Source organism: Micromonospora noduli, assembly GCF_003264475.1.
Lineage (GTDB): Bacteria > Actinomycetota > Actinomycetes > Mycobacteriales > Micromonosporaceae > Micromonospora > Micromonospora noduli.
Genome location: NZ_PYAC01000008.1, coordinates 387,060 through 408,084, shown reverse-complemented (window position 1 = coordinate 408,084; position 21,025 = coordinate 387,060). Strand labels below are relative to the sequence as shown.

Sequence of the window (21,025 nt, the reverse complement as noted above, 5' to 3'; positions counted from 1 at the left end):
CCGCCGCTACACCTTAGCGCCCCGGCCGACGGATGCCAGCGCTCATCCCGCCGCACGGCGAGCGGTCGATGCCGTCGACCTTCCGGGGGTGGTTGGCCCGCGCCTGGGCCGCCCGCTTCCCGGGTCGGGCAGGCACCCGCCAGCGGGCCGGCTGACCTGCGACTTCGAGCAGTTACGCGAAGGCGATTCGAAACTTCCCCGTGCGATCTACGGTGCCGTAAGTTACGGTGACGTAGGCGTAGCTTCGTGATCGTTACCATCCCCCTGCGAGGTCCCATGTCCACTGCTCTGCTCGATTCCAACACCGCCGGACCCGGCCCCAAACCACTCACCGACGGCAGCCAGTCCCCCGGCATCCTGGCCGCCCTGTGGGCTTTCGTGGTGATCCCCTTCGTCGCCCTGCTGGTCGCCGTGCCGGTGGCGTGGGGCGGCTGGCTGGGCTGGACCGACGTGATCATCGGCCTGGTCTGGTACGTCGTCTCCGGGCTCGGCATCACCGTCGGCTTCCACCGCTACTTCACGCACGGCTCGTTCAAGGCCAAGCGGTGGCTGCGGGTGACTCTGGCGGTCGCGGGTTCGCTGGCGGTGCAGGGCGAGATCATTCAGTGGGTCGCCGACCACCGGCGCCACCACGCGTTCTCGGACCTGGAGGGCGACCCGCACTCGCCGTGGCGCTTCGGCACCAGCTTCTGGGCGTTGACCCGGGGCCTGTTCCACGCACACGTGGGCTGGCTGTTCCGCCGGGAGTTGTCCAACCGCGGGCGTTTCGCACCGGACCTCATCGCCGACCGGGACATCAGCCGGGTCGATCGACTCTTCCCCGCGCTGGTGGCCATCTCGCTGCTCGGCCCGGCGCTGATCGGCGGCCTGGTGACCTGGTCCTGGCAGGGCGCGCTGACCGCGTTCTTCTGGGCGGGGCTGGTCCGGATCGGCCTTCTGCACCACGTCACCTGGGCGATCAACTCGGTGTGCCACGTCTACGGTGAGCGTCCGTTCGCGATGCGCCAGGGCGACCGCGCGTCGAACTTCTGGCCGCTGGCGATCCTGTCGTTCGGCGAGAGCTGGCACAACCTGCACCACGCCGACCCGACCAGTGCCCGGCACGGCGTGTTGCGCGGTCAGGTGGACATCTCCGCGCGGGTGATCTGGTTGTTCGAGAAGGTCGGCGCGGCAACGCAGGTGCGCTGGCCAAAGCCCGAGCGCCTCGCCGCCAAGCTGGTGAAGCCGGTCGCACCCCGCTGAAACCGGGCGGTGCCCGAGGATGCCGCCTGGCAGGATGGCCGGATGACCGAGCCATGCGGGGGGACCGGGCGGCTCGGCGGACGGGGGGCCGAGCCCGATCCGGGTACGGTCGAACGGCGCGTCAGGGTGGTCAGACCGCCCGACAGTGAGGCGACGACGTGAACGGGCACAGCGGAGGAACCATTCCACGGCAGGGCGTCACCGAGCGCCAGCGAGGCGGCGACATGCCTGAGGTCAGCGACGAGGCGTCGGCAGCTGTCGGCGGCCGACGGGCGTCGCCGACGGCGCCGGCACCGAAAGCCAAAGCTCCCTCCCGAGTCCGCATGTCGGCGGCCCAACGCCGGGAGCAGTTGATCGCGACCGGCCGGCAACTCTTCGCCGAGCGCGGTTTCGACGCCACCTCCATCGAGGAGGTGGCGGCCCGCGCCAAGGTCTCCAAGCCGGTGGTGTACGAGCACTTCGGTGGCAAGGAAGGGCTCTACGCGGTGGTGGTGGACAGGGAGGTCCGGGCCCTGTTGGACCGGATCACCACGGCGTTGACCGCCGGGCATCCGCGGGAGCTGCTCGAACAGGCGGCGCTCGCCCTGCTGACCTACATCGAGGAGGAGACCAGCGGTTTCCGGGTGCTGGTCCGCGAGTCGCCGCTGATGTCCGGCACTGCCACCTTCAGCAGCGTCATGAACGACGTGGCGCACCAGGTCGAGCACATCCTGGGCGCCGAGTACAAGAGCCGCGGGTACGACCCGAAGCTCGCCGAGCTGTACTCGCAGGCGCTGGTCGGCATGGTGGCGTTGACCGGTCGCTGGTGGTTGGAGGTGCGTAAGCCGCGCAAGGAGACGGTGGCGGCGCACCTCGTCAACCTGGCCTGGAACGGGTTGTCGCACCTGGAGGCCAAGCCGACCCTGATCACCGCGCGACGTAGCTGACCCCGATCAGCGGCGGTGCACGTCGGCCACCGGGTGCTTGCGGTGCTCCAGCTCCGCCTCGGCGGATTCCGGTGGGCCGACCTTGTCGTAGAGGCCGGTGCCGAGCAGGATCAGGCCGAACAGCATCGACACGACCACTGTCGACATCGAGAAGTTGAGGAAGTTCGCGTCGGTCTGCAGCACCGACATCATCAGGATGCTGGTCACCAGGAACACCACGCCCGCGGTGAGGTTCATGTAGTGGCCGAGGTTGGTACGCCGCGAGGCCCCGATGATCAGGACGACCCCGAAGACCACCGAGGCGAGCGAGAAGGCCAGGTTGGTCCGGAGCCCGAGGGCCCAGGTGCTGCTGCGGGCGAAGAGCGGATCCCCGATCGTCTCGGCGACGCCCCAGACGCCGAAGACCAGGATGTAGACGCCGATCAGCCCGGAGAGGACCCGGTAGAGCGGCCGTGCCGGATGGTTGACCGGAAAATGCGGCATGCCCAGACCCCCTGATGTGACCGTTTCAGGGGAATTGTCGCCCAGGGCAGCACTAACTGTCCGCAGAACCCCAAAGCCGAAGGGGTCCGCCGACAGGCTGGACCAGGTCAGGTTTTCGCCGGAGCCCGAGCTGCGCAGGGATCAAGCCTGACCGCCCGGAGCAGTTCGGGCTCCGGCGAAAACCACCGCCGCAACCGAGGATCAGAGAACGAGACGAGCCTTCTGGAAGGCCTCCGCCTCATCCTCCGTGCCGACCTTGCCGTACATGCCGACCATGAGCAGCACCAGGGCGGCCGTCATCACCACGATCACGGTGGTGATGCTGAAGTTGAAGATGTTGGCGTCGGTCCGGATGAACGCGAGACCGGCCAGGCTGACCACCATGAGGCTGTACGCCAGCCACTGGTTGATCGCCACGTCGATGTTGCGGCCGAGCGCGGTGCCGACCAGCACGACGATCCCGAGCAGCACGCTGAGCAGCGAGAAGCCGAGGTTGGTGCCCTGACCGAGGACCCGGGTGTCGTCCTGGGCGAGGATCTCGTTGCCGGTGCTCGCGATGATGCCGAGCACACCGAAGACGACCAGGTACAGACCGGTCAGCCCGCCGATCGCCCGGTAGATCGGCCGCGCGGGGTGGTTGACGGGGGTGTGTGCCATGTCTGTGTCTCCAACGCCGTGGGGTAGGTGTCGCCGACGATTGTCTCGCATGTGGTGGTGTGACGCCGCACACGGGGCCCGGGCCGGCGCGCCCGGACGGTCAGCTCTCGGGCAGGTCCTCGGCGAGGGTCATCCAGCTCTCCTCGATCCGCTCCCGTTCGGCGCGCAGATCCTTGAGCTGGGTGTCCAACTCGGCGACCCGGGCGTAGTCGGTGGCGTCCGCCGCGAGCTGACCGAGCAGCGTGGTCTCGCGCTGGTCGAGCTTGCTGAGCTGCCGCTCCAGCCGGGTCAGCTCCTTGCGGGCCTGACGGACCTCGGCGGCGGACATGCCACCCCCCGAGGCGGCAGCAGGCGCGGAGGTCGAGGTGACGCCCGCCCGAGGAGAGCCGGCCCGCTCCGCGGTCCGCGCGAGGTATTCGTCCACGCCGCCCGGCAGGTGCACCAGCCGACCGTCGCCGAACATCCCGTACGCCGTGTCGGTGACCCGCTCGATCAGGTACCGGTCATGGCTGGCCACGATGATCGTGCCGGGCCACGAGTCGAGCAGGTCCTCCAACGAGGCGAGGGTGTCCGTGTCCAGGTCGTTGGTGGGCTCGTCGAAAAGCAGCACGTTGGGCTCGCCGGCCAGCAGCCGCAGCATCTGCAACCGGCGGCGTTCCCCACCGGAAAGGTCACTGACCGGGGTCCAGAGGCGGCGGTCGTCGAAGCCGAACACCTCGGCGAGCTGCGCGGCGGAGACCTCCCGGTCGCCGAGCTGGACCCGGCGGGCGACCTCCTCCACAGCCTCCAGCACCCGCAGGTGCCCGGGCAGCTCGGTGAGCTCCTGGGAGAGGAACGCGGGCCGCACTGTGGAGCCGGTGCCGAGGCGGCCACCATCGGGGCGGGTGATGCCGGCGAGCATCCGCAGCAGCGTCGTCTTGCCTGCGCCGTTGGCACCGAGGATGGCGATCCGGTCGCCGGGGCCGACCAGCCAGGTGACGTCGCGAAGGATCTCCTTCGGGCCGGCGTGCAGCTCGACGTTCTCCAGGTCGTACACCTGCTTGCCCAGCCGGGAGGTGGCCATGCGCTGCAACGACATGGTGTCGCGCGCCGGCGGCACGTCGGCGATCAACGCGTTCGCGGCGTCGATGCGGAACTGCGGCTTAGAGGTCCGCGCCGGCGGGCCGCGGCGCAGCCAGGCGATCTCCTTGCGGAGCAGGTTCTGCCGGCGGGCCTCGGTGGCGGCGGCGACCCGCTCGCGCTCGGCGCGGGCGAGGGTCCAGGCGGCGAAGCCACCCTCGTAGGCGCGGACGGTCTGGTCGGCGACCTCCCAGGTGTTGGTGCAGACCGCGTCCAGGAACCACCGGTCGTGGGTGACCACGACCAGGGCGCCCTTGCGGCCGACCAGGTGCCGGGCCAGCCAGTCGACCCCGCCGACATCCAGGTGGTTGGTGGGCTCGTCGAGGATGAGCAAATCGGAGTCGCGCACGAGCAGCGCGGCGAGCGCCACCCGGCGGCGTTCGCCACCGGACATCGGGCCGACCGGCTGGTCGAGGCCGAGGTGCGGCATGCCGAGGCCGTCGAGGATGGCCCGCACCCCGGAGTCGCCGGCCCACTCGTGCTCAGCCCCCATGCCCTCGGCGAGCCAGGCGGTGCCGAGCACCACGTCCCGGACGGTGGCCTCGGGGGCGAGGGTGAGCTGCTGCGGCAGCCAGAGCACACGCAGGTCACGGCGGTGGGTCACCCGACCGTCGTCGGGGTCCTCCTGCTTGGTGAGCAGCCGCAGCAGGGTGGACTTGCCGGCGCCGTTGAGGCCGACCACGCCGATCCGGTCGGCGTCGTCCAGGCCGAGCGAGACGTCCGTGAGCAGCCGCCCGGCGGCGCCGTACCCCTTGGACACCCGGTCCAGATTGACGATGTTCGCCACGTTCCACCCTTCATGATCAAGGCGTCCCGATGCCGGCGGGCACCTGGACGCCTGTATCAAGGGTACGCGGAAGCCCCGAACGCTCGCGCCGCGCGCCAGCAGCTCCGGTGGAACGCTTCGTCAGCCGACGCGGGCGCCGGCTACCGGACCGTGCGCGACCCGCGCCTCCCGGCAGACGCCCGCGGCGGTCAGCTCTGCGGCGATCCGCTCCGCATCGGCCGCGTTGGCGGCGAGAAACACGCAGGTCGGGCCGGAGCCGGAGACGATGCCGGTGAGCGCGCCGGCCGCCTCGCCGGCCTTCAGGGTGTCGGCCAGCGCCGGGCGCATGGCCAGCGCGGCGTCCTGGAGGTCGTTGCCGAGCGTACGGGCGAGCACCCGTGGGTCACGCTGGCGCAGCGCGCCCAGCAGCGCGTCGGTGCTGCCCAGCGGGGCACCGGCGGCACCGGAGTCGCGGAGCCGGTCCAGCTCCCGGTACGCGGTCGGGGTGGAGAGGCCGACGTCGGCGATCGCCACCACCCAGTGCCAGGAGGTGGGGCGGGCCAGCACCGGGCTGATCGCCTCACCTCGGCCGGTGCCCAGCGCGGTGCCACCGTAGATCAGGAAAGGCACGTCGGAGCCGAGGTCGGCGGCGATGCCGGCCAACTCGTCGCGGGACAGCCCGGTGCCCCAGAGCGCGTCGCAGGCCACCAGCGCGGCGGCCGCGTCGGCGCTGCCGCCGGCCAACCCACCGGCGAGCGGGATCTGCTTGCGCAGGTGCAGTCGGGCGTGCGGCAGAACCCCCGCGTACCCGGCGAGGGCGTGCGCGGCGCGGATCACCAGGTTGGTGTCGTCCAGGGCCAGCTCGCCGGTGCCCTCACCCTCCATGGTCAGGGCGAGGGTGTCGCCCCGGCGGGCCGTCAGCTCGTCGTAGATCGAGATGGCGTGGTAGACCGTGTTCAGCTCGTGGTAGCCGTCCCGCCGCAGTGGGCCCACCCCGAGATGCAGGTTGATCTTCGCCGGCACCCGCACCCGCACCGGGCCGATGGCCCCGCGTCGCTCGTCGTCGTCCGGTCGCCAGGCCTCGGTCACGGGGTGATGTCCCGCAGGTGCAGGCGGATGTCGAACGGCTTGGCCACGATCAGCTCCTCGGCGTCCTCGGCGGGCACGGCGTCAGCCTACTTCCCGGCCGGCGTACCGGCCGGAGCCGACGCGGCGATGGCGGCGAACTGCTCGACGGTCAGTGACTCCCCGCGGGCACCGGGGTCGACGCCCGCGGCGGTGAGCGCCGCGGCGGCCCGGTCCGCCCCACCGGCCCAGCCGGCCAACGCGGCGCGCAGCGTCTTGCGCCGCTGCGCGAACGCCGCGTCCACCACGGCGAAGACCCGTTCCCGGGGTACGTCGGTTCGGGGCGGCTCGTGGCAGGTGAAGGAGACCAGGCCGGAGTCGACGTTGGGCACCGGCCAGAACACGTTCGGCGGCACCTTGCCGGCGCCCCGGGCCTGGGCGTACCAGGCGAGCTTCACCGACGGGATGCCGTACACCTTGGAGCCGGGACCGGCGACGAGCCGGTCGGCGACCTCCTTCTGCACCATCACCAGGCCGTGTCGCAGGGTGGGCAGCACGGCGAGCAGGTGCAGCACCACCGGCACGGCGACGTTGTAGGGCAGGTTCGCCACCAGCGCCGTCGGTGCCGGGTCGGCCAGCTCGGCGGCGGCGATGCGCAGCGCGTCCGCGCGGTGCACGGTGAGCCGGGCGGCGTCGGCCCCGGCGTGCCCCGCGACGGTCTCCGGTAGCGCCCCGGCGAGCACCGGGTCGATCTCCACGGCGTGCACGTGCCCGGCGACCGGCAGCAGCCCCAGGGTCAGCGAGCCGAGCCCGGGCCCCACCTCCAGGGCCACGTCGTCGGGGGTGAGGCCGGCGGCGGTCACGATCCGGCGCACTGTGTTCGGGTCGTGAACGAAGTTCTGGCCCAGCTTCTTGGTGGGCGCGACGCCCAGCCGGGCGGCGAGTTCCCGGATCTCCGCCGGGCCGAGCAGACCGGTCATGGCTGGCAGCGTAGCGACGGGGTCGGTGCCGACCGTCGGGCCGGGCTCACCACGGGCCGAAGGCCCGGTCGCCGGTGGCGGAGATGGCCGCGCACAGCTCGTCCAGGTCACTGCCGGTGGTCGCGGCGAGCGCGCGGACGGTGAGCGGGATCAGGTACGACGCGTTCGGTCGGCCGCGGTACGGCATCGGGGTGAGGTACGGGGCGTCGGTCTCCACCAGCATCTGCTCCATCGGGGTGAGCGCGGCGGCCTCGCGCAGCGCCGTCGCGCTGCCGAAGGTGACGGTGCCTGCGAAGCTCAGCAGGTAGCCGCGGCGGACGCACTCGCGGGCGAAGTCGGCGTCGCCGGAGAAGCAGTGCAGCACCACCCGGTCGGGAGCGCCCTCGTCGTCGAGGATCCGCAGCACGTCGGCGTGCGCGTCGCGGTCGTGGATGACCAGCGTCTTGTCGTACCGCTTGGCGATGGCGATGTGCGCCCGAAAACTCTGCTCCTGCGCGGCACGCCCCTCGTCGCCGGTCCGGAAGAAGTCCATTCCGGTCTCGCCGATCCCCCGGACCCGGTCGCGGGCGGCGAGTGCCTCGATCTCCCGCAACGCCTCGTCGAGGTCGCTCAGCCGGGGCGCCTCGTTGGGGTGCAGCGCCACGGTGGCCAGCACGGCGGGGTACCGGTCGGCGGTGTCCGCGCCCCACCGGGAGGAGGCGACGTCCACGCCCACCTGGACCAGGCGGTCCACGCCGACCTTCGTGGCCAACGCGATGGCCACGGCAACCGGATCGTCGGCCGGCCCGCCGCCGGGTACACCGGCCTCGCTGACCGTGATGTCCAGGTGGGTGTGGCTGTCCAGCACCGCCCGGGGCAACGACTCGGGGGCGGGCGGAAACTCTCCGGCCCGCCGGGCGGCACGCTCGCGGCGGGATTCAGTGGGCTCGCTCATCAGCGACAGCATCACACACCGGGCCTGTCCATCTGCCCGCCACCCGACGTTCACCCCGACTACGCCGCGCGACTCTACGGTCGCTCACGAGCGGACGCGACAGCGTGCGAACCTCATCCCACCGAGCAGCGAGGCGACGGCATGAGCGTCACTCCCCAGGCCGGTGGCAGCGCCGGTGAACGGACCGGACTGCACGTGGCGTTCGGCGGCGGCGTGTACCCGGCCGAGGAGATCGCCCGAGGCGCCGCGTACGAGTTGTTCAGCGCCGACGAGGTGGCCGGCTTCGAGTGGGCACCCCGCCCGGGTAGCGCCCTGCCGTGGCACCGGTTCGTGCACGTCACCGAGGTGACCGCGGTGCACGGGGCGACGGAGCCGGCCGACGAGCCGGAGACGCCGCTGCTGATCCCCGCTCACCGCGAGCGGGGCTGGGCCTACCTGCACCAGCTCAGCCAGCAGCCGGCTGCGGCGGGCGACCCGATGCTGACGGAGGCGCGCGCGTCGGCGGTGGTCCGGCGGGGCACCCGGATGATGAAGGTGCTCTCGGCCCAGCAGCTCGCCGGCTACGTACGGGGTTGGCTGCCGCACGGCTTCTGCTATCGCGAGCACGACGTGGCGCACCTGCGTACGCCGGCGACGACGACGGTGCTGCGTACCGATGGCGATGCCGGCCGGGACGGCCCGGACGTGGCGTACGCGCTGCGTTGGCGCGCGTCCGACCCGGGCGACTACGACGTGCCGGTGGGCCCGGCACACCGCGGCCTGACCGCGCTGGCCTCCCGGGACCGGCTCGGCGCCCCGGTGCTCGGCACCGGCTTCGTGCCCAGCAACGGTCAGCTCATCCCGGAGTTCATCACCCGGGACTTCGCCGACCTGCCGATGCCGGCGAACGCCGCCCTCATCGCGTACCCGGCGGAGGGGGTGGAGGTGGTGCTGTACACCTACCAGGCCGAGCAGCGCGGGTGGCTGCGGATGGTGGGCCCGCAGTGGCGGCACCTGCTGGCCGCGGTGCCGGGCCTCTCCCCGGACCAGGAGTACGTGCCGAACGCCGACGCCCCCCGCTCCACCCAGCTGGTCGGCATGTACGGCGACAGCGAGTACGAGGCGGTCGCCGACCTACCCGGTGGGTTCCGGGTGCTGGCGATGACCCGCGCGGCCCGTTACCCGGTGGACACGGTGGCCCGCCGGGTCCGCTTTGCCCAGTGGCGCGGGGTGCCGTGCCTGGTGCTGCGGGAGGAGGCCGGCTGGCTGCGGGTGCGCCTGCGCTATCCGAACCCGGACACCGTGGTCACGACCGGCGCGCAGTGTCAGGAACGTGGCATCTACGAGGCCTGGGCGCCGGGCGCCGAGGTGACCGACGACCAGGTGATGGACGCCCGGTACGCGATGTGACGGCGCGCGGCGGCGGGGCACCCCGCCACCGCGCGCGTCGTGCGTTCAGTCGGCGAGCCGGGCCAGTTCCTCGTCGACGATCGACGGGTCGAGCTTGCGGAACACCGGCTTCGGCGCGGCCAGCGGGCGACCCGCCTCGATCGACACCGACTCCCAGCGCGCGCCGACGGTGTAGTCCCCGGTGAGCACCGGGTACGCCGGGCCGCCGTCCAGGTCGTCGACCTGCTCGATGACCGGCATCGGCGCGTGCACGCCGGTGCCCCCGAGCAGCTCGTGCACCTGCTGCGCGGAGTGCGGCAGGAACGGGGTGAGCAGCGTGTTGGCATCGCTGATCACCTGAAGGGCGACGTGCAGGATGGTGCCCATCCGGGGCTTGTCCGCCTCGTCCTTGAGCTTCCAGGGCGCCTGCTCGGAGAGGTACCTGTTGGCCTCGGCGACCACCTTCATGGCCTCACCGATCGCCTGCTTCTGCCGGTGCCGGCCGATCAGGTCGCCGACAGTGGTGAACCCGGTCCGGGCGACAGCGAGCAGCGCCTGGTCGGCCTCGGTGAGCCCGGCCGGGTCGACCGGCGGGATCGCCCCGAAGTTCTTAGCGGCCATCGAGACGCACCGGTTGACCAGATTTCCCCAACCGGCGACCAACTCGTCGTTGTTGCGGCGCAGGAACTCGGCCCAGGTGAAATCGGTGTCGTTGCTCTCCGGGCCGGCGGCGGCGATGAAGTAGCGCAGCGCGTCGGCGTCGTAGCGCTCCAGGAAGTCGCGAACGTAGATGACCACCTTGCGGGACGAGGAGAACTTGCGCCCCTCCATGGTCAGGTACTCGCTCGACACCACCTCGGTGGGCAGGTTGAGCCGACCCAGCTCGCCCGGCTCACCGTCGCGGGAGCCCTCGCCGGAGTAGCCGGAGAGCAGCGCCGGCCAGATCACCGAGTGGAAGACGATGTTGTCCTTGCCCATGAAGTAGTAGGACTGGGCGTCCTTCCCCGCGCCGTCGGCGGACCAGTACTTCCGCCACGCGTCCGGGTCGCCGGAGCGACGGGCCCATTCGATCGAGGCGGACAGGTAGCCGATCACGGCGTCGAACCACACGTAGATCCGCTTGTCCGGCCGGTCGCGCCAGTCGTCGAGCGGGATCGGTACGCCCCACTCCAGGTCACGGGTGATCGCCCGGGGCTGGAGGTCGTCGAGCAGGTTGCGGGAGAACCGCAGCACGTTGGGCCGCCACCCCTCGCGGGTGTCCAGCCACTGCCGCAGCACCTCGGCCAGGGCCGGCAGGTCCAGGAAGAAGTGCTCGGTCTCGACGAACTTCGGAGTCTCTCCGTTGATCCGCGACTTCGGGTTGATCAGGTCGATCGGGTCGAGCTGGTTGCCGCAGTTGTCGCACTGGTCACCGCGGGCGCTGTCGTACCCGCAGATCGGGCAGGTGCCCTCGATGTAGCGGTCGGGCAGGGTGCGCCCGGTGGACGGGGAGATCGCGCCCATGGTGGTCTTCGGCACGATGTAGCCGTTGCGGTACATCCCCTCGAACAACTCCTGCACCACCGCGTAGTGGTTGCGGGTGGTGGTGCGGGTGAACAGGTCGTAGGAGAGACCGAGGCCGTGCAGGTCCTCGACGATCACCTTGTTGTACCGGTCGGCCAGCTCGCGCGGGGTCACCCCGTCGGCGTCGGCCTGCACCTGGATCGGGGTGCCGTGCTCGTCGGTGCCGGAGACCATGAGCACGTCGTGGCCGGCCATCCGCATGTACCGGGCGAAGACGTCGGAGGGAACGCCGAAACCGGAGACGTGGCCGATGTGGCGGGGGCCGTTGGCGTACGGCCAGGCCACTGCCGCGAGAACGTGACTCATGAGCAGTGAGCCTAGTGACCCGTCCGGGGCGTTCGCGAACCAATGGGGGGTGCCGGACCGGCGGACCGGGCCGACCACCTCGCCCGTTGGTCCGATTTGTCGTCGACACGCGGCTCACCTGCCCGTTTCACCTCCTGGCCCGGTGTGCAATGAACATCGTGACGGGCAGAGGAGCGGCACGGGACCACGAGGACCGTCCCACCGGGCCGGCGGTCGGCGACGACCCGGGGCCCGAGCCCGCCGCGTCCCGGGTCGCCGGGGTCGCGCCGCAGCCCCGGCTCGAGCCCAGCGCCGACCCGGGTGCGCAGCGGCCCACCCCGGCGGGGAGGTCCGCCCCGGCCCGCCCCACGCCGACGGCGCCGGCGCCCACACCGACCCGTCCGACCCCGGGGGCACCCGTACCCAGCCCGGTCCGGCCCGGCTCGTCGGGCCCGCCGGCCGGCGCGGCACCGGCCGGCGCGGAGCCCGTCGAGGTGGAGCCGACCACGGGCGCGCCGGTGGACGCGGTGCCGCGTCGGGTGCCGGTCCGGCAGCAGGGCCGCCGGCAGCGCGACAATGGGCCCGACGGCGACCCGCCGGACGACGCCGGCGCTTTCTGGGCGCCCATCGAGCAGGTGCACTGGGACGGCACCCCGGTCCGCAAGGACGCGGCACCGGCGCGGCTTCGCGGCTTCCGGCTGGCGCTGCGCCGGGCGCCCAGCCGCACGCCCCCACCGCCGGATCCGCTGCCCGGGCTCGCCGCGCTGGTGGTGCTGAGCCTGGTCGCGGCCTTCTTCGCCTGGGTCAGCGCCGGCCCGTTCTGGCTCGCGGTCGGGCACGCCCGGACGGGCACCGTGGTGATCGACGACTGCTCCGGCGGCGGGCTCACCCTGCGGTGCCGGGGGCTCTTCACGGCCGAGGACGGGCGGTTCATCGCCCATGGCGTCCGGGTCAGCGGCGTGCCCGTCGATCAGAGCACGGCCGGCACCGCGCTGCCGGCGCGGATGACCGGCCCGGACAGCGGCACCGCGTACGCGGACGTCGGCGTGGGCCGGCACCTGCGGTGGCTGCCCGGTCTGCTGGTGGTGGTGGCCTGCACCGGCGGCATCGTCCGGTGGACCGGGTCGGCCCGGCTGCCCGGTCGCCGGCACCGCCGCTGGGCCGTGGCCGCCGCCATCGCCGGCCCCACGCTGATCACCATCGGCTTCCTGGCCGCCGCGTGGTGAACCCGCCGTCCGGCGAACCGGACCTCCTCGGTCAGCTGTGCACGATCGTGTAGACGTCCCGGCGGCGCAGCGCGTACTCGGTGGCGACGTCGGTGATGGCGTCCCGGCGGGACCGGCCGGCGGCCTCCCGCTCGGCGACGGCGGCGCGCAGGGTGTCGTCGTCGGGGCGTTCGGCCGCGGTCACCGGGGCTCCGGCCACCACCAGGGTGATCTCTCCGCGCGGGTCCCCCTCGGTGGCCCACCGGGCCAGCTCGCCGAGGGGGCGGCGGAGCACCTCCTCGTAGGTCTTGGTGAGTTCGCGGCAGAGCGCGGCCGGCCGGTCCGCCCCGAACGTGTCCGCCAGGTCGGTGAGCGTCGCGCCGATCCGGTGCGGAGCCTCGAAGAAGACCAGGGTGCGCTCCTCGGCGGCGAGGGCGCGCAGCCGGGATCGGCGGCCGCCGGGGGTACGGGGCAGGAAGCCCTCGAAGCAGAACCGGTCGCAGGGCAGCCCGGAGACGGCCAGCGCGGTGGTGACCGCGCTGGGCCCGGGGGCGACGGTGACCGGCGCCCCGACATCCAACGTGGCACGGACCAGCCGGTAGCCGGGGTCGGAGACGCTGGGCATCCCGCCGTCGGTTACCAGCGCCACCACGTACCCGCCGAGGATGGCCTCGACCAGCTCGGGGGTGCGCCGCTCCTCGTTGCCCTCGAAGTAGGAGACGATTCGACCGCCGACGGTGAGATCGAGATCGCGGGCCAACCGGGTGAGCCGGCGGGTGTCCTCGGCGGCGACCACGTCGGCGCTGATCAGCACCTCCCGGAGTCGGGCCGAGGCGTCGGCGGGGTTGCCGAGTGGAGCACCGAGCAGAATCAGGCGCCCAACTTCGGACATTTCACCCACGGATTCGTCTCCTTCATTGCTGGGAATACCGGTATCAGGGACGACGGACGCCACCGGACACCCTGGCAGCCTACGATCGCCGGGTGACGAGTGCGTCGACAGCGCAGAGCCCGAGCGCCGATCCGGACAAGATGATCCAGATGACGGGCGAGCCCAGTGCCAACCAGGAGCCGACGCCACCGAGCGCCGAGGGCGGCGGGGTGGCCGCGGTGGTCCGGCGACGGTTCGCCACCGTCGACACCCAGGTGGACCGGTTCTCCTGGCTGGCCACGGCAGTGGTGGTGGCCATCGCGGCGATCGTGCGCTTCGTCGGGCTGTCCAGCCCGAAGGGCAAGATCTTCGACGAGACGTACTACGCCAAGGACGCCTACGGGCTGATCTCGCGTGGCGTGGAGTGGAACTACAAGGACAACGTCCCGTCGTACGTGGTGCACCCGCCGCTGGGCAAGTGGTTGATCGGCATCGGCGAGTGGGCGTTCGGCTATCAGGACGCCGATTCCAAGGTCTCCGTCCCCGGGCACCTGATGACCACCGCGCCGGAGTTCGGCTGGCGCTTCTCGGCGGCGGTGATCGGCACGCTGTCGGTGCTGCTACTGGTCCGCATCGGTCGGCGGATGTTCCGCTCGACGGTGCTCGGCTGCGCGGCCGGCCTGCTGCTCGCCCTGGACGGCTTCCACCTGGTGCTGTCCCGCGCGGCCCTGCTCGACATCTTCCTGCTCTTCTTCGTCCTGGCGGCGTTCGGCGCACTGGTGCTCGATCGGGACGCCCGCCGTCGGCGCTGGGCACGGGCCCTGGACGACGGGCTCGATCCGAGCCAGCCGGGCCGGGCCGGCCGTCCGCCGACCGGTTGGCGCACCTGGCCGTGGTGGCGGCTGGCCGCCGGGGTGCTGATCGGCTGCGCCTGTGCGGTGAAGTGGAGCGCCCTGTACTTCGTGCCGGCCTTCGCGCTGCTGGTGCTCTTCTGGGAGGTCGGCGTCCGCCGCTCGGCGGGCGTCCGCCGGCCCTGGCGGGACACGCTCGTCGACGAGCTGCCCTGGCTGGTGCTCGCCGGCGTGCTCATGCTGGGCACCTACCTCGCCACCTGGTCGGGCTGGCTGCTCACCGACGACGGTTACTACCGGCTCGCGTCGTCCTACCCGGGCTCCCGGCTCAGCGACCGGCCGGTGATCGGCCCGCTGATCAATCTCTTCGAGTACCACCGCGCGGCGTACGGGTTCCACGCCCAGCTCGACGATGCGCACAAGTACCAGTCGTGGCCGTGGCAGTGGCTGCTGTTGGGCCGGCCGGTGGCGTTCCACTACGCCGGCGACGGCGTCTGCGGCGCGGCGAGCTGCGCCTCCGAGATTCTGCTGCTCGGCACCCCGCTGCTCTGGTGGTCGTTCCTGCCGGCCCTGGTGGCGCTGGTCTGGCTGGGTGTGGCCCGTCGGGACTGGCGGGCCGGCGCGATCCTGCTCACCGTGGCCGCCGGGCTGCTGCCGTGGTTCTGGTTCGCCCTCGACGGCCGGACGATGTTCTCGTTCTACGCCGCGCCGGCGGTGCCGTTCCTGGTGCTGGCCGTGGTGTACGTGCTGGGCGCGCTGATCGCGCCCGCCGGGGGTGACGTGGGTGCGGTGGCGCCGCTGGTGCCGGGTGACCCGAGTTATGAGCGCCGGCTGGTGGGCAGCATCGCGGCGGGGGCGTACGTGCTGCTGGTGGCGCTCTGCTTCGCGTACTTCTATCCGATCTTCGTGGGTCGGGTGATTCCGTACTCGGACTGGCTGTCCCGGATGTGGCTCGACGGTCGGTGGATATAAGCATCGACACGCGACGCGCCGCACAGCGCGACGGAAGAAGGGCCCGCACGCCGAAGCGTGCGGGCCCTTCTTGACAAAGACGCGCGCCCCGATCGCCTGCCACGGGGGAAGCGGGCGATTGGGGCGCGCAAGAAGAGCTTAACCACCGCGCACCACCGGCACAACGGGTCGACTTGGGTCAGATTTCCGACGGATGCTGGCCGAGCCGACACCTTCCCTCGCACAGTTGACCGAGGGTGACCCGGCGTGGACCCTGAGCGCGGGCGCGGCCGGTCAGAGGTGGTCCCCGGCCCAGCCGGAGTCGTCGGTTCCGCACGTCCGCACCCAAACGATCATCCAAAGTGGATCTCACTACACTGCGGATCGTGATCAACTTCAGACGATCGACGGCGGTCCTTCTCGGACTGTTGGCGACCACCGCGCTGACCGGGCCGGCGCAGGCCGACGAGGAGCCGGCACCCGAGCCACCCCGCGTCGAGCTGGTGCTCGACGTCAGCGGGTCGATGCGCGCCGCCGACATCGACGGACGCACCCGGATATCGGTCGCCCAGCAGGCCTTCAACGAGGTGGTGGACGCGCTGCCCGAGGAGACACAGCTCGGCATCCGGGTGCTCGGCGCGACCTACCGCGGCAAGGACAAGAAGGTCGGTTGCCAGGACACCCAGCAGATCGTGCCGGTCGGGCCGGTGGACCGGTCCGCCGCCAAGGCGGCGGTGGCGACACTTCGACCGACCGGGTTCACTCCGGTCGGGCTGGCGCTGCGCTCCGCCGCGCAGGACCTGGGCACCGGGTCCACCACCCGGCGGATCGTGCTGATCACCGACGGCGAGGACACCTGTGCTCCGCCGGACCCGTGCGAGGTGGCCCGGGAACTGGCCGCCCAGGGCACCAGCCTGGTCGTCGACACCCTCGGTCTGGCCCCCGACGAGAAGGTTCGCCGGCAACTGCTCTGCATCGCCAGCGCGACCGGCGGGACCTACACCGCCGCGCAGAGCGCCGAGGAGCTGACCGACCGGATCAAACAGCTCGTCGAGCGGGCCGCAGACACGCACACCCGGGCCCCGACCGTGGTCGGCGGCACGAGCGCGTGCGACTCGGCGCCACTGCTCGCCCCCGGCGTCTACGCCGACCGGGAGGCGTTCTCCGAGCATCGCTACTACCGGGTGCCGATCCGCCCCGGGCAGGAGCTGCGGGCTTCGGTGAGCATGGCGTTGGACCGGGCCGTCAACCGGGACTACGGGGTGCTGCTGCGGGCCACCGCGGCCGACGGCCGGGAACTCGTCCGGGGGGCGGACGCCGGCAGCGGGCGGGCCGACGTGCTCTCCGCCGGACTGCGCTGGTCGGCTTCCGCCGACGACGAGGACGCCGCCGAGACCGAGCAGAGCTCCGCGCCGGTCATCGAACCCACCACGGTCTGCCTGGTGGTCAGCAACTCGTTCGCCCCGCGTCCCGGCACCGCGGCCACCCCGGGCATGCCGGTGGAGTTGACCATCGACGTCGTCGCCGCCGCACCCGCACCGGACGGACCGGACCTCGGCCGGGGCTGGGTGCTGCTCGCCCTGCTCACCGTCGCCGGACTGATCACCGGTCTGCTCGCCGGTCTGCTCACCCGCTGGTGGGTCGCCACCTGGAGGGAGAACTGATGCGTACCGCACTGTTCCGGTCGACGGCGGCGCTGCTCGCCGCCGGCGTGGCCGCCCTGCTCCCCGCTGCGGCCGTCGCCGCACCGACCCCCTCCCCGGGTGCCACGCCGGTGAACCGTGCCGGCACGTCGTTCCTCACCGCCACCCCGATCACCGCCGGCCAACCGGTACGGGTGGACGCCTCGATCGGTGACCACCTCTACTGGTCGTTCCCGGCGACGGCCGGCCAGGTGCACGAGATCAACGCCACCGTCACCTTCCCGAAGGGACGTAGCGGCGCCTCCACCTGGACGGTGGACGTCTTCGACGGGCTGCGCCGACGCCAGGCGTGCACGGCGGGAGCCCAGACCCCGACCGTGGACGCGAAGGCGTCGAACGTGGTGCTGGGGTGCACGCTGCGCGAGGTGCGGTCGTGGGCGGAGCCCTGGTCGGCCGACCCACTGCCCGGCACGTACGTCGTCCGGCTCTCGGTGATCGAGCTGCCCGAGCCGGATCTGGGTGCGCCAATCGACGTCGACCTGCTGGTCGGCACCATCGCCGACCGGGGCGCCTCGGCTGACGACGGCGAGTTGGCCGCCCCGCTGGTGCCGAACACCAAGGCCGGCACGGTGCTCAACGCCGTACCCCCGGTGGACGCGGAGGCCGACGACGAGAGCGGCTCGCTGGCGGACTGGTTGCCGGATCTCGGCTCGCGCTGGGTCTGGACCGGCATCGGCGGCGTGCTCGCCGCGGTGGCCGGCGTGTTCGGCTTCGCGGTGACCCGACGCCCTCGACGTCGCTGAACGCCAGTCTCTGGTGGCCCCGCCCAACGGCGGGGCCACCAGAGACTCAGCTACGCCGGGAGCCGCGCGGCAACCAACCGATGAACCGGTCCTGGAGCGACATCACCGGGGCAGCGCGCAGATCCTCGGTGGCGGCGGCGAGGCAGGAGCCCAGATAGACGCTGAGCATGGCGCGATCACCCTCGTACTCCGCCAGCAACCGGGTGCGCTTCGTCGCGCACGGCCACTCGTCACCGCAGGAGCCGCAGCTCCAGCAGGGGGTCTTCGGGGCGTGTTCGTCAGCCCGCACCCCCGGCCGTTCCAGGCCATCGGTCATCGCACGTCCTTCCAGATGTCCACGGGACTGGCGGCTGCCGCGCCGGCCAGCATTGATGGTGGTCCCCCCGGAGCCATCAGGGAAGGCGCTGCGCGTCCCTCCGGTGTTACATCTTTGCGGTACCTTCGGCGGTCGTGGGAGTCGGAAATTTGACGGTTAACTCTCTGCGTCATTCCTACCGACCAGTAGGTCAACGGAATGCGTGACCTGCTGCCATCGACTGTCGCCGTTGCCGTCGCCGGGCCGGAGGACTGGACGGGCGAATTGCTCCCCGCTGAGCAGGCATGTCTCGGCGAGCGGGCGGTGCAGACCCGTCGGCGGGACTTCGCCGCGGGGCGGATCTGCGCCCGCAGGGCATTGCGCGACCTCGGCCTGCCGACGACCGCCGTGCCGGCCGCCGCCGATCGCGCGCCGGTCTGGCCGGCCGGGGTGGTCGGCAGCATCACCCACACCGCCGGCTACTGCGCCGCCGCGGCGGCGCACACCACCGACATCCGGTCCGTCGGAATGGATGCCGAGCAGCACCGCGAGGTCAATCCGGGAGTACGCCGACTCGTGCTGCTGCCCGAGGAGGAGGCAATGTGTGTTCGGCTACCCAGCGGCACCTACTGGCCGGTCGTGCTGTTCAGTGCGAAGGAGACCGTCTACAAGGTGTGGCATCCGGTCGTCCGCGGCTGGTTGGACTTCCACGACGCCCAGCTCGACATTGATCCGGATGCCGGCACGTTCACTGCCCGGATCGCACCGGCCCGGGTGGACGCGGCGGGGGTCGACGACCCGCCGACATCGATCAGCGGCCGCTTCGTGATCGCTGACGGGCTGGTCCGCACCGCCGCCGTACTTTTGGCACGTTGACCTCGCCTGGTTACTCATGGCGATGAATAAGATACCGATCCACATTGGCGTTCGGTGACCGATTGAACACTGTCCACGCTGGCCAGAGCGGTTTCGGATCCTCGCGGTGGGAAGCCCTCCGGCGTGGCCACTGGACGCTCCGCCACCCACGGTAACGTCGAAGAGTTCCCGCACCGCACGTACCGAAGCGTCAAGGAGTACGGTGACCCACCCCCAGCCCCGCGTCAGGCCGCACGACCCCCAACAACCGAACCCGCAGCCGCCGACCCGCTCGTTCGCGGCGACACCGCAGCCGCCGTTCTCGGGGGCTGCGTACCCGGCGGCCGGCGGGTACACGGGCGCTGGCGGCGGATATCGGGCACCCGGTGGCCCCGGCTACCCGATCATCGCACCCCCCCTGGCGCAGACGGACCGCGCCAAGAAGTCCGTCGTGCTCGTCGCGGTCACCGCGGCCGTACTCACCCTGCTCACCTGCGCCGGCGGCATCGTGGCGGTCGTCATCGGCACCAAAGGCACCTCGACCACGGTGAGCGAGGCACAGGCCACCCCGCCGACCCCACCGCCGGCGAGCGGCGACACCCGCGACATGTCGCCGGGCGACACCCTTGTCGTCAACAGCTCGGCAGGCACCGTCGAGATCACCGTGACGAAGTTCAGCAGCGCCACCAAACCATGCAAGTCCCACGGACTGAAACCCGGCGAGGGCATATACGTGATCGCCGACGTGACGGTGGCCGTCACCAAGGGCACCGCCTCGACGAACCCGCTCTACTTTCAGTGGGTCGCCGCTGACGGCACCAAGACCACAGCGATCGGTGGAGCCTTCTCCGGCTGCGGCAAACCGATGCCGGCCGTCGACGACCTGACCGCTGGCACCAGACGCACGGGCAGCGTGGTGTTCGACGTGCACGACACCTCGGGCGCGTTGGAGTACCAGGACCAGTTCCAGACCGCCGGTTCCTGGAAGCCGTGACGCGCTGACGCGACGTGGGGCCGACCCCGTCCGGGCCGGCCCCACGCGGTGGGAGAGTCGGTGGGTCAGCAGCCCGTCCAGCGCACCGGAGTCAACCGGTCGGCGAGGACGTTGCGGAACCCGACGATGGTGCCCGAGTCGGAGATGGACCTCGCACCGACGGCCACCCCTTCGCCGCCACCCGGCAGGACCCGGGAGGTGGAGCCCCTGGCCACGCGGTCATCACCCACCACGACGCCCTTGGCGTTGACATCGGTCACTGCCGGTATTTCCTGGTCGAGCAACGTGTGCGAGCCGTTCCGAAGGTCCCACCGCACGCCGGTCGAGCTGGTGCCGCCGTCCAGCCATACCTGGCCGATCGCCCAGCGGCCCGCCGCCGCGCCGGCCGTGCTCCACTCGGCGCCGGGGAACGTGAGCGCGCCGATCCGGCCGTTCGGCCGGCGGACCCAGCTGTTCCAGTCTCCGAAGGGCCCGGCGCTGCCGACGATGGTCCCGTTGTCAGTGATCCCACCCGCCTGGGCGTCGACCGGGGCGTCGAGCACCTCCACAGTGCCCGGACGGGCAGCCGGCCAGCGCAGCGCGACCATTTCCCCGGAGACGATGTCGGAGCCGTGGCCGACGATGTCGCCGGCATCGTTGATGGCGCTGACATACGTGGCGGTGGACGGCAGCACCGGCAACTGCTCGAGCTTGCCGTCGCGGTACCTCCACGGCTGCCCGTAGCCGGTCTCCGCCGATCCGTTGCCGATCACGACGCCGTCGGCGTTGATGTCGACGGGGGTGGCCGAGGCCTCCGACTCCAGCTCGGTGACCCGCTGCCCGTCCCAGAACAGCAGCAGGTACTGGTTCTCGGTCTCACCGACCCGCAGCGCGGTGCCCGCGACGTAGCGACCCGTCGGGTCGACCGCGTTAGCGTCGGCGCGATAGGTGTCGGTCGGGTACGGCAGCGTACTGATCTTGCAGGTGCGGAGGGCCGCCCCGCCGGGCGCGGCGGTCGCGGTCGCGGAGACAGCGACGCCGAGAGAGGTGGCCAGCAGACCGGTTGCGGTGGCTGCGAGCATCCGGCGTCGAGTGCTTCGATTCATCCTTGCTCCCCGTGTGCAGCCCGGGTACTCCCGGGCATTCGGTTGATACTCGGCTCCACAGGTGAGCTGGCTTCCCGGTTGCGT

General features: G+C 71.8%; 19 protein-coding genes. 9 read left to right on the top strand and 10 right to left on the bottom strand.

Annotated elements, in window-relative coordinates; translation table 11 throughout:
• Positions 1-276 precede the first annotated feature (276 nt).
• The gene (locus MED15_RS12350; RefSeq protein WP_112581639.1) at positions 277-1,242 is read left to right on the top strand and encodes an acyl-CoA desaturase; all 966 of its coding nucleotides are present in this window, start codon (positions 277-279) and stop codon (positions 1,240-1,242) included.
• 224 nt (positions 1,243-1,466) lie between these two features.
• Positions 1,467-2,168, top strand: coding sequence for a TetR/AcrR family transcriptional regulator (locus tag MED15_RS12345; RefSeq protein ID WP_112605891.1), 702 nt, complete (start codon positions 1,467-1,469; stop codon positions 2,166-2,168).
• A 6-nt stretch (positions 2,169-2,174) separates the two neighbouring features.
• On the opposite strand, the gene MED15_RS12340 is transcribed toward MED15_RS12345, so the two are convergent.
• The 6 genes from MED15_RS12340 to MED15_RS12315 all read right to left on the bottom strand — a co-directional run bounded on the left by MED15_RS12340 (position 2,175) and on the right by MED15_RS12315 (position 8,184).
• Complete coding sequence (locus MED15_RS12340; protein ID WP_112605894.1) at positions 2,175-2,651, bottom strand: DUF4383 domain-containing protein; 477 nt, start codon at positions 2,649-2,651, stop codon at positions 2,175-2,177.
• A 201-nt stretch (positions 2,652-2,852) separates the two neighbouring features.
• A complete protein-coding gene (locus tag MED15_RS12335) occupies positions 2,853-3,308 on the bottom strand; it encodes a DUF4383 domain-containing protein (RefSeq protein ID WP_112605896.1) in 456 nt (151 codons plus the stop codon).
• A gap of 100 nt (positions 3,309-3,408) precedes the next feature.
• The gene (locus MED15_RS12330; protein ID WP_112581643.1) at positions 3,409-5,214 is read right to left on the bottom strand and encodes an ABC-F family ATP-binding cassette domain-containing protein; all 1,806 of its coding nucleotides are present in this window, start codon (positions 5,212-5,214) and stop codon (positions 3,409-3,411) included.
• Between the two features lie 120 nt (positions 5,215-5,334).
• The gene (locus tag MED15_RS12325) at positions 5,335-6,282 is read right to left on the bottom strand and encodes a 4-(cytidine 5'-diphospho)-2-C-methyl-D-erythritol kinase (RefSeq protein ID WP_112581644.1); all 948 of its coding nucleotides are present in this window, start codon (positions 6,280-6,282) and stop codon (positions 5,335-5,337) included.
• Between the two features lie 86 nt (positions 6,283-6,368).
• Positions 6,369-7,238, bottom strand: a complete 870-nt coding sequence (gene rsmA, locus MED15_RS12320; protein WP_112581645.1) for a 16S rRNA (adenine(1518)-N(6)/adenine(1519)-N(6))-dimethyltransferase RsmA — start codon at positions 7,236-7,238, stop codon at positions 6,369-6,371.
• Positions 7,239-7,284: 46 nt separating this feature from the next.
• Entirely contained in the window at positions 7,285-8,184 is a 900-nt protein-coding gene (locus MED15_RS12315) for a TatD family hydrolase (protein ID WP_112581840.1), read from the bottom strand.
• A gap of 129 nt (positions 8,185-8,313) precedes the next feature.
• On the opposite strand from MED15_RS12315, the gene MED15_RS12310 reads away from it, so the two are divergent.
• Positions 8,314-9,561 carry a hypothetical protein gene (locus MED15_RS12310; protein WP_112735654.1) on the top strand — a complete coding sequence of 416 codons (1,248 nt, stop codon included), beginning with the start codon at positions 8,314-8,316 and terminating at the stop codon, positions 9,559-9,561.
• A gap of 45 nt (positions 9,562-9,606) precedes the next feature.
• Here the strand turns inward: MED15_RS12310 and metG are convergent, their stop codons facing one another.
• Positions 9,607-11,409 carry a methionine--tRNA ligase gene (gene metG, locus MED15_RS12305; RefSeq protein WP_112699571.1) on the bottom strand — a complete coding sequence of 601 codons (1,803 nt, stop codon included), beginning with the start codon at positions 11,407-11,409 and terminating at the stop codon, positions 9,607-9,609.
• Positions 11,410-11,558: 149 nt separating this feature from the next.
• Here metG and MED15_RS12300 point away from each other — a divergent pair, with 149 nt between their 5' ends.
• Positions 11,559-12,614, top strand: coding sequence for a hypothetical protein (locus MED15_RS12300; RefSeq protein ID WP_373861023.1), 1,056 nt, complete (start codon positions 11,559-11,561; stop codon positions 12,612-12,614).
• Between the two features lie 31 nt (positions 12,615-12,645).
• Here MED15_RS12300 and rsmI read toward each other — a convergent pair whose 3' ends face one another.
• On the bottom strand, positions 12,646-13,485 hold the full coding sequence (rsmI, locus tag MED15_RS12295) for a 16S rRNA (cytidine(1402)-2'-O)-methyltransferase (RefSeq protein WP_247669021.1): 840 nt from the start codon (positions 13,483-13,485) through the stop codon (positions 12,646-12,648).
• Between the two features lie 149 nt (positions 13,486-13,634).
• On the opposite strand from rsmI, the gene MED15_RS12290 reads away from it, so the two are divergent.
• The 3 genes from MED15_RS12290 to MED15_RS12280 all read left to right on the top strand — a co-directional run bounded on the left by MED15_RS12290 (position 13,635) and on the right by MED15_RS12280 (position 17,712).
• Positions 13,635-15,287 (top strand): dolichyl-phosphate-mannose--protein mannosyltransferase, encoded by a 1,653-nt coding sequence (locus tag MED15_RS12290; RefSeq protein ID WP_373861025.1) that lies wholly within the window; start codon positions 13,635-13,637, stop codon positions 15,285-15,287.
• A 365-nt stretch (positions 15,288-15,652) separates the two neighbouring features.
• Complete coding sequence (locus tag MED15_RS12285; protein WP_112601739.1) at positions 15,653-16,930, top strand: VWA domain-containing protein; 1,278 nt, start codon at positions 15,653-15,655, stop codon at positions 16,928-16,930.
• Positions 16,930-17,712 carry a peptidase gene (locus tag MED15_RS12280; protein ID WP_112735711.1) on the top strand — a complete coding sequence of 261 codons (783 nt, stop codon included), beginning with the start codon at positions 16,930-16,932 and terminating at the stop codon, positions 17,710-17,712. The genes MED15_RS12285 and MED15_RS12280 overlap by 1 nt, the downstream gene beginning before the upstream one ends.
• 46 nt (positions 17,713-17,758) lie before the next feature.
• Here the strand turns inward: MED15_RS12280 and MED15_RS12275 are convergent, their stop codons facing one another.
• Complete coding sequence (locus MED15_RS12275; protein WP_112581650.1) at positions 17,759-18,028, bottom strand: hypothetical protein; 270 nt, start codon at positions 18,026-18,028, stop codon at positions 17,759-17,761.
• Between the two features lie 198 nt (positions 18,029-18,226).
• On the opposite strand from MED15_RS12275, the gene MED15_RS12270 reads away from it, so the two are divergent.
• Complete coding sequence (locus tag MED15_RS12270) at positions 18,227-18,883, top strand: 4'-phosphopantetheinyl transferase family protein (protein WP_112735652.1); 657 nt, start codon at positions 18,227-18,229, stop codon at positions 18,881-18,883.
• A 202-nt stretch (positions 18,884-19,085) separates the two neighbouring features.
• The gene (locus MED15_RS12265) at positions 19,086-19,856 is read left to right on the top strand and encodes a DUF4352 domain-containing protein (protein ID WP_112735650.1); all 771 of its coding nucleotides are present in this window, start codon (positions 19,086-19,088) and stop codon (positions 19,854-19,856) included.
• A gap of 65 nt (positions 19,857-19,921) precedes the next feature.
• Here the strand turns inward: MED15_RS12265 and MED15_RS12260 are convergent, their stop codons facing one another.
• Positions 19,922-20,941 (bottom strand): hypothetical protein, encoded by a 1,020-nt coding sequence (locus tag MED15_RS12260; protein WP_146766711.1) that lies wholly within the window; start codon positions 20,939-20,941, stop codon positions 19,922-19,924.
• Positions 20,942-21,025: the final 84 nt, after the last annotated feature.

Coding starts and splice junctions, on each gene's coding strand:
- MED15_RS12350 (WP_112581639.1), top strand. CDS start 277: ATGTCCACTGCTCTGCTCGATTCCAACACCGCCGGACCCGGCCCCAAA.
- MED15_RS12345 (WP_112605891.1), top strand. CDS start 1,467: ATGCCTGAGGTCAGCGACGAGGCGTCGGCAGCTGTCGGCGGCCGACGG.
- MED15_RS12340 (WP_112605894.1), bottom strand. CDS start 2,651: ATGCCGCATTTTCCGGTCAACCATCCGGCACGGCCGCTCTACCGGGTC.
- MED15_RS12335 (WP_112605896.1), bottom strand. CDS start 3,308: ATGGCACACACCCCCGTCAACCACCCCGCGCGGCCGATCTACCGGGCG.
- rsmA (WP_112581645.1), bottom strand. CDS start 7,238: ATGACCGGTCTGCTCGGCCCGGCGGAGATCCGGGAACTCGCCGCCCGG.
- MED15_RS12315 (WP_112581840.1), bottom strand. CDS start 8,184: ATGCTGTCGCTGATGAGCGAGCCCACTGAATCCCGCCGCGAGCGTGCC.
- MED15_RS12310 (WP_112735654.1), top strand. CDS start 8,314: ATGAGCGTCACTCCCCAGGCCGGTGGCAGCGCCGGTGAACGGACCGGA.
- metG (WP_112699571.1), bottom strand. CDS start 11,409: ATGAGTCACGTTCTCGCGGCAGTGGCCTGGCCGTACGCCAACGGCCCC.
- MED15_RS12300 (WP_373861023.1), top strand. CDS start 11,559: ATGAACATCGTGACGGGCAGAGGAGCGGCACGGGACCACGAGGACCGT.
- rsmI (WP_247669021.1), bottom strand. CDS start 13,485: ATGTCCGAAGTTGGGCGCCTGATTCTGCTCGGTGCTCCACTCGGCAAC.
- MED15_RS12290 (WP_373861025.1), top strand. CDS start 13,635: ATGACGGGCGAGCCCAGTGCCAACCAGGAGCCGACGCCACCGAGCGCC.
- MED15_RS12280 (WP_112735711.1), top strand. CDS start 16,930: ATGCGTACCGCACTGTTCCGGTCGACGGCGGCGCTGCTCGCCGCCGGC.
- MED15_RS12275 (WP_112581650.1), bottom strand. CDS start 18,028: ATGACCGATGGCCTGGAACGGCCGGGGGTGCGGGCTGACGAACACGCC.
- MED15_RS12270 (WP_112735652.1), top strand. CDS start 18,227: ATGCGTGACCTGCTGCCATCGACTGTCGCCGTTGCCGTCGCCGGGCCG.
- MED15_RS12260 (WP_146766711.1), bottom strand. CDS start 20,941: ATGAATCGAAGCACTCGACGCCGGATGCTCGCAGCCACCGCAACCGGT.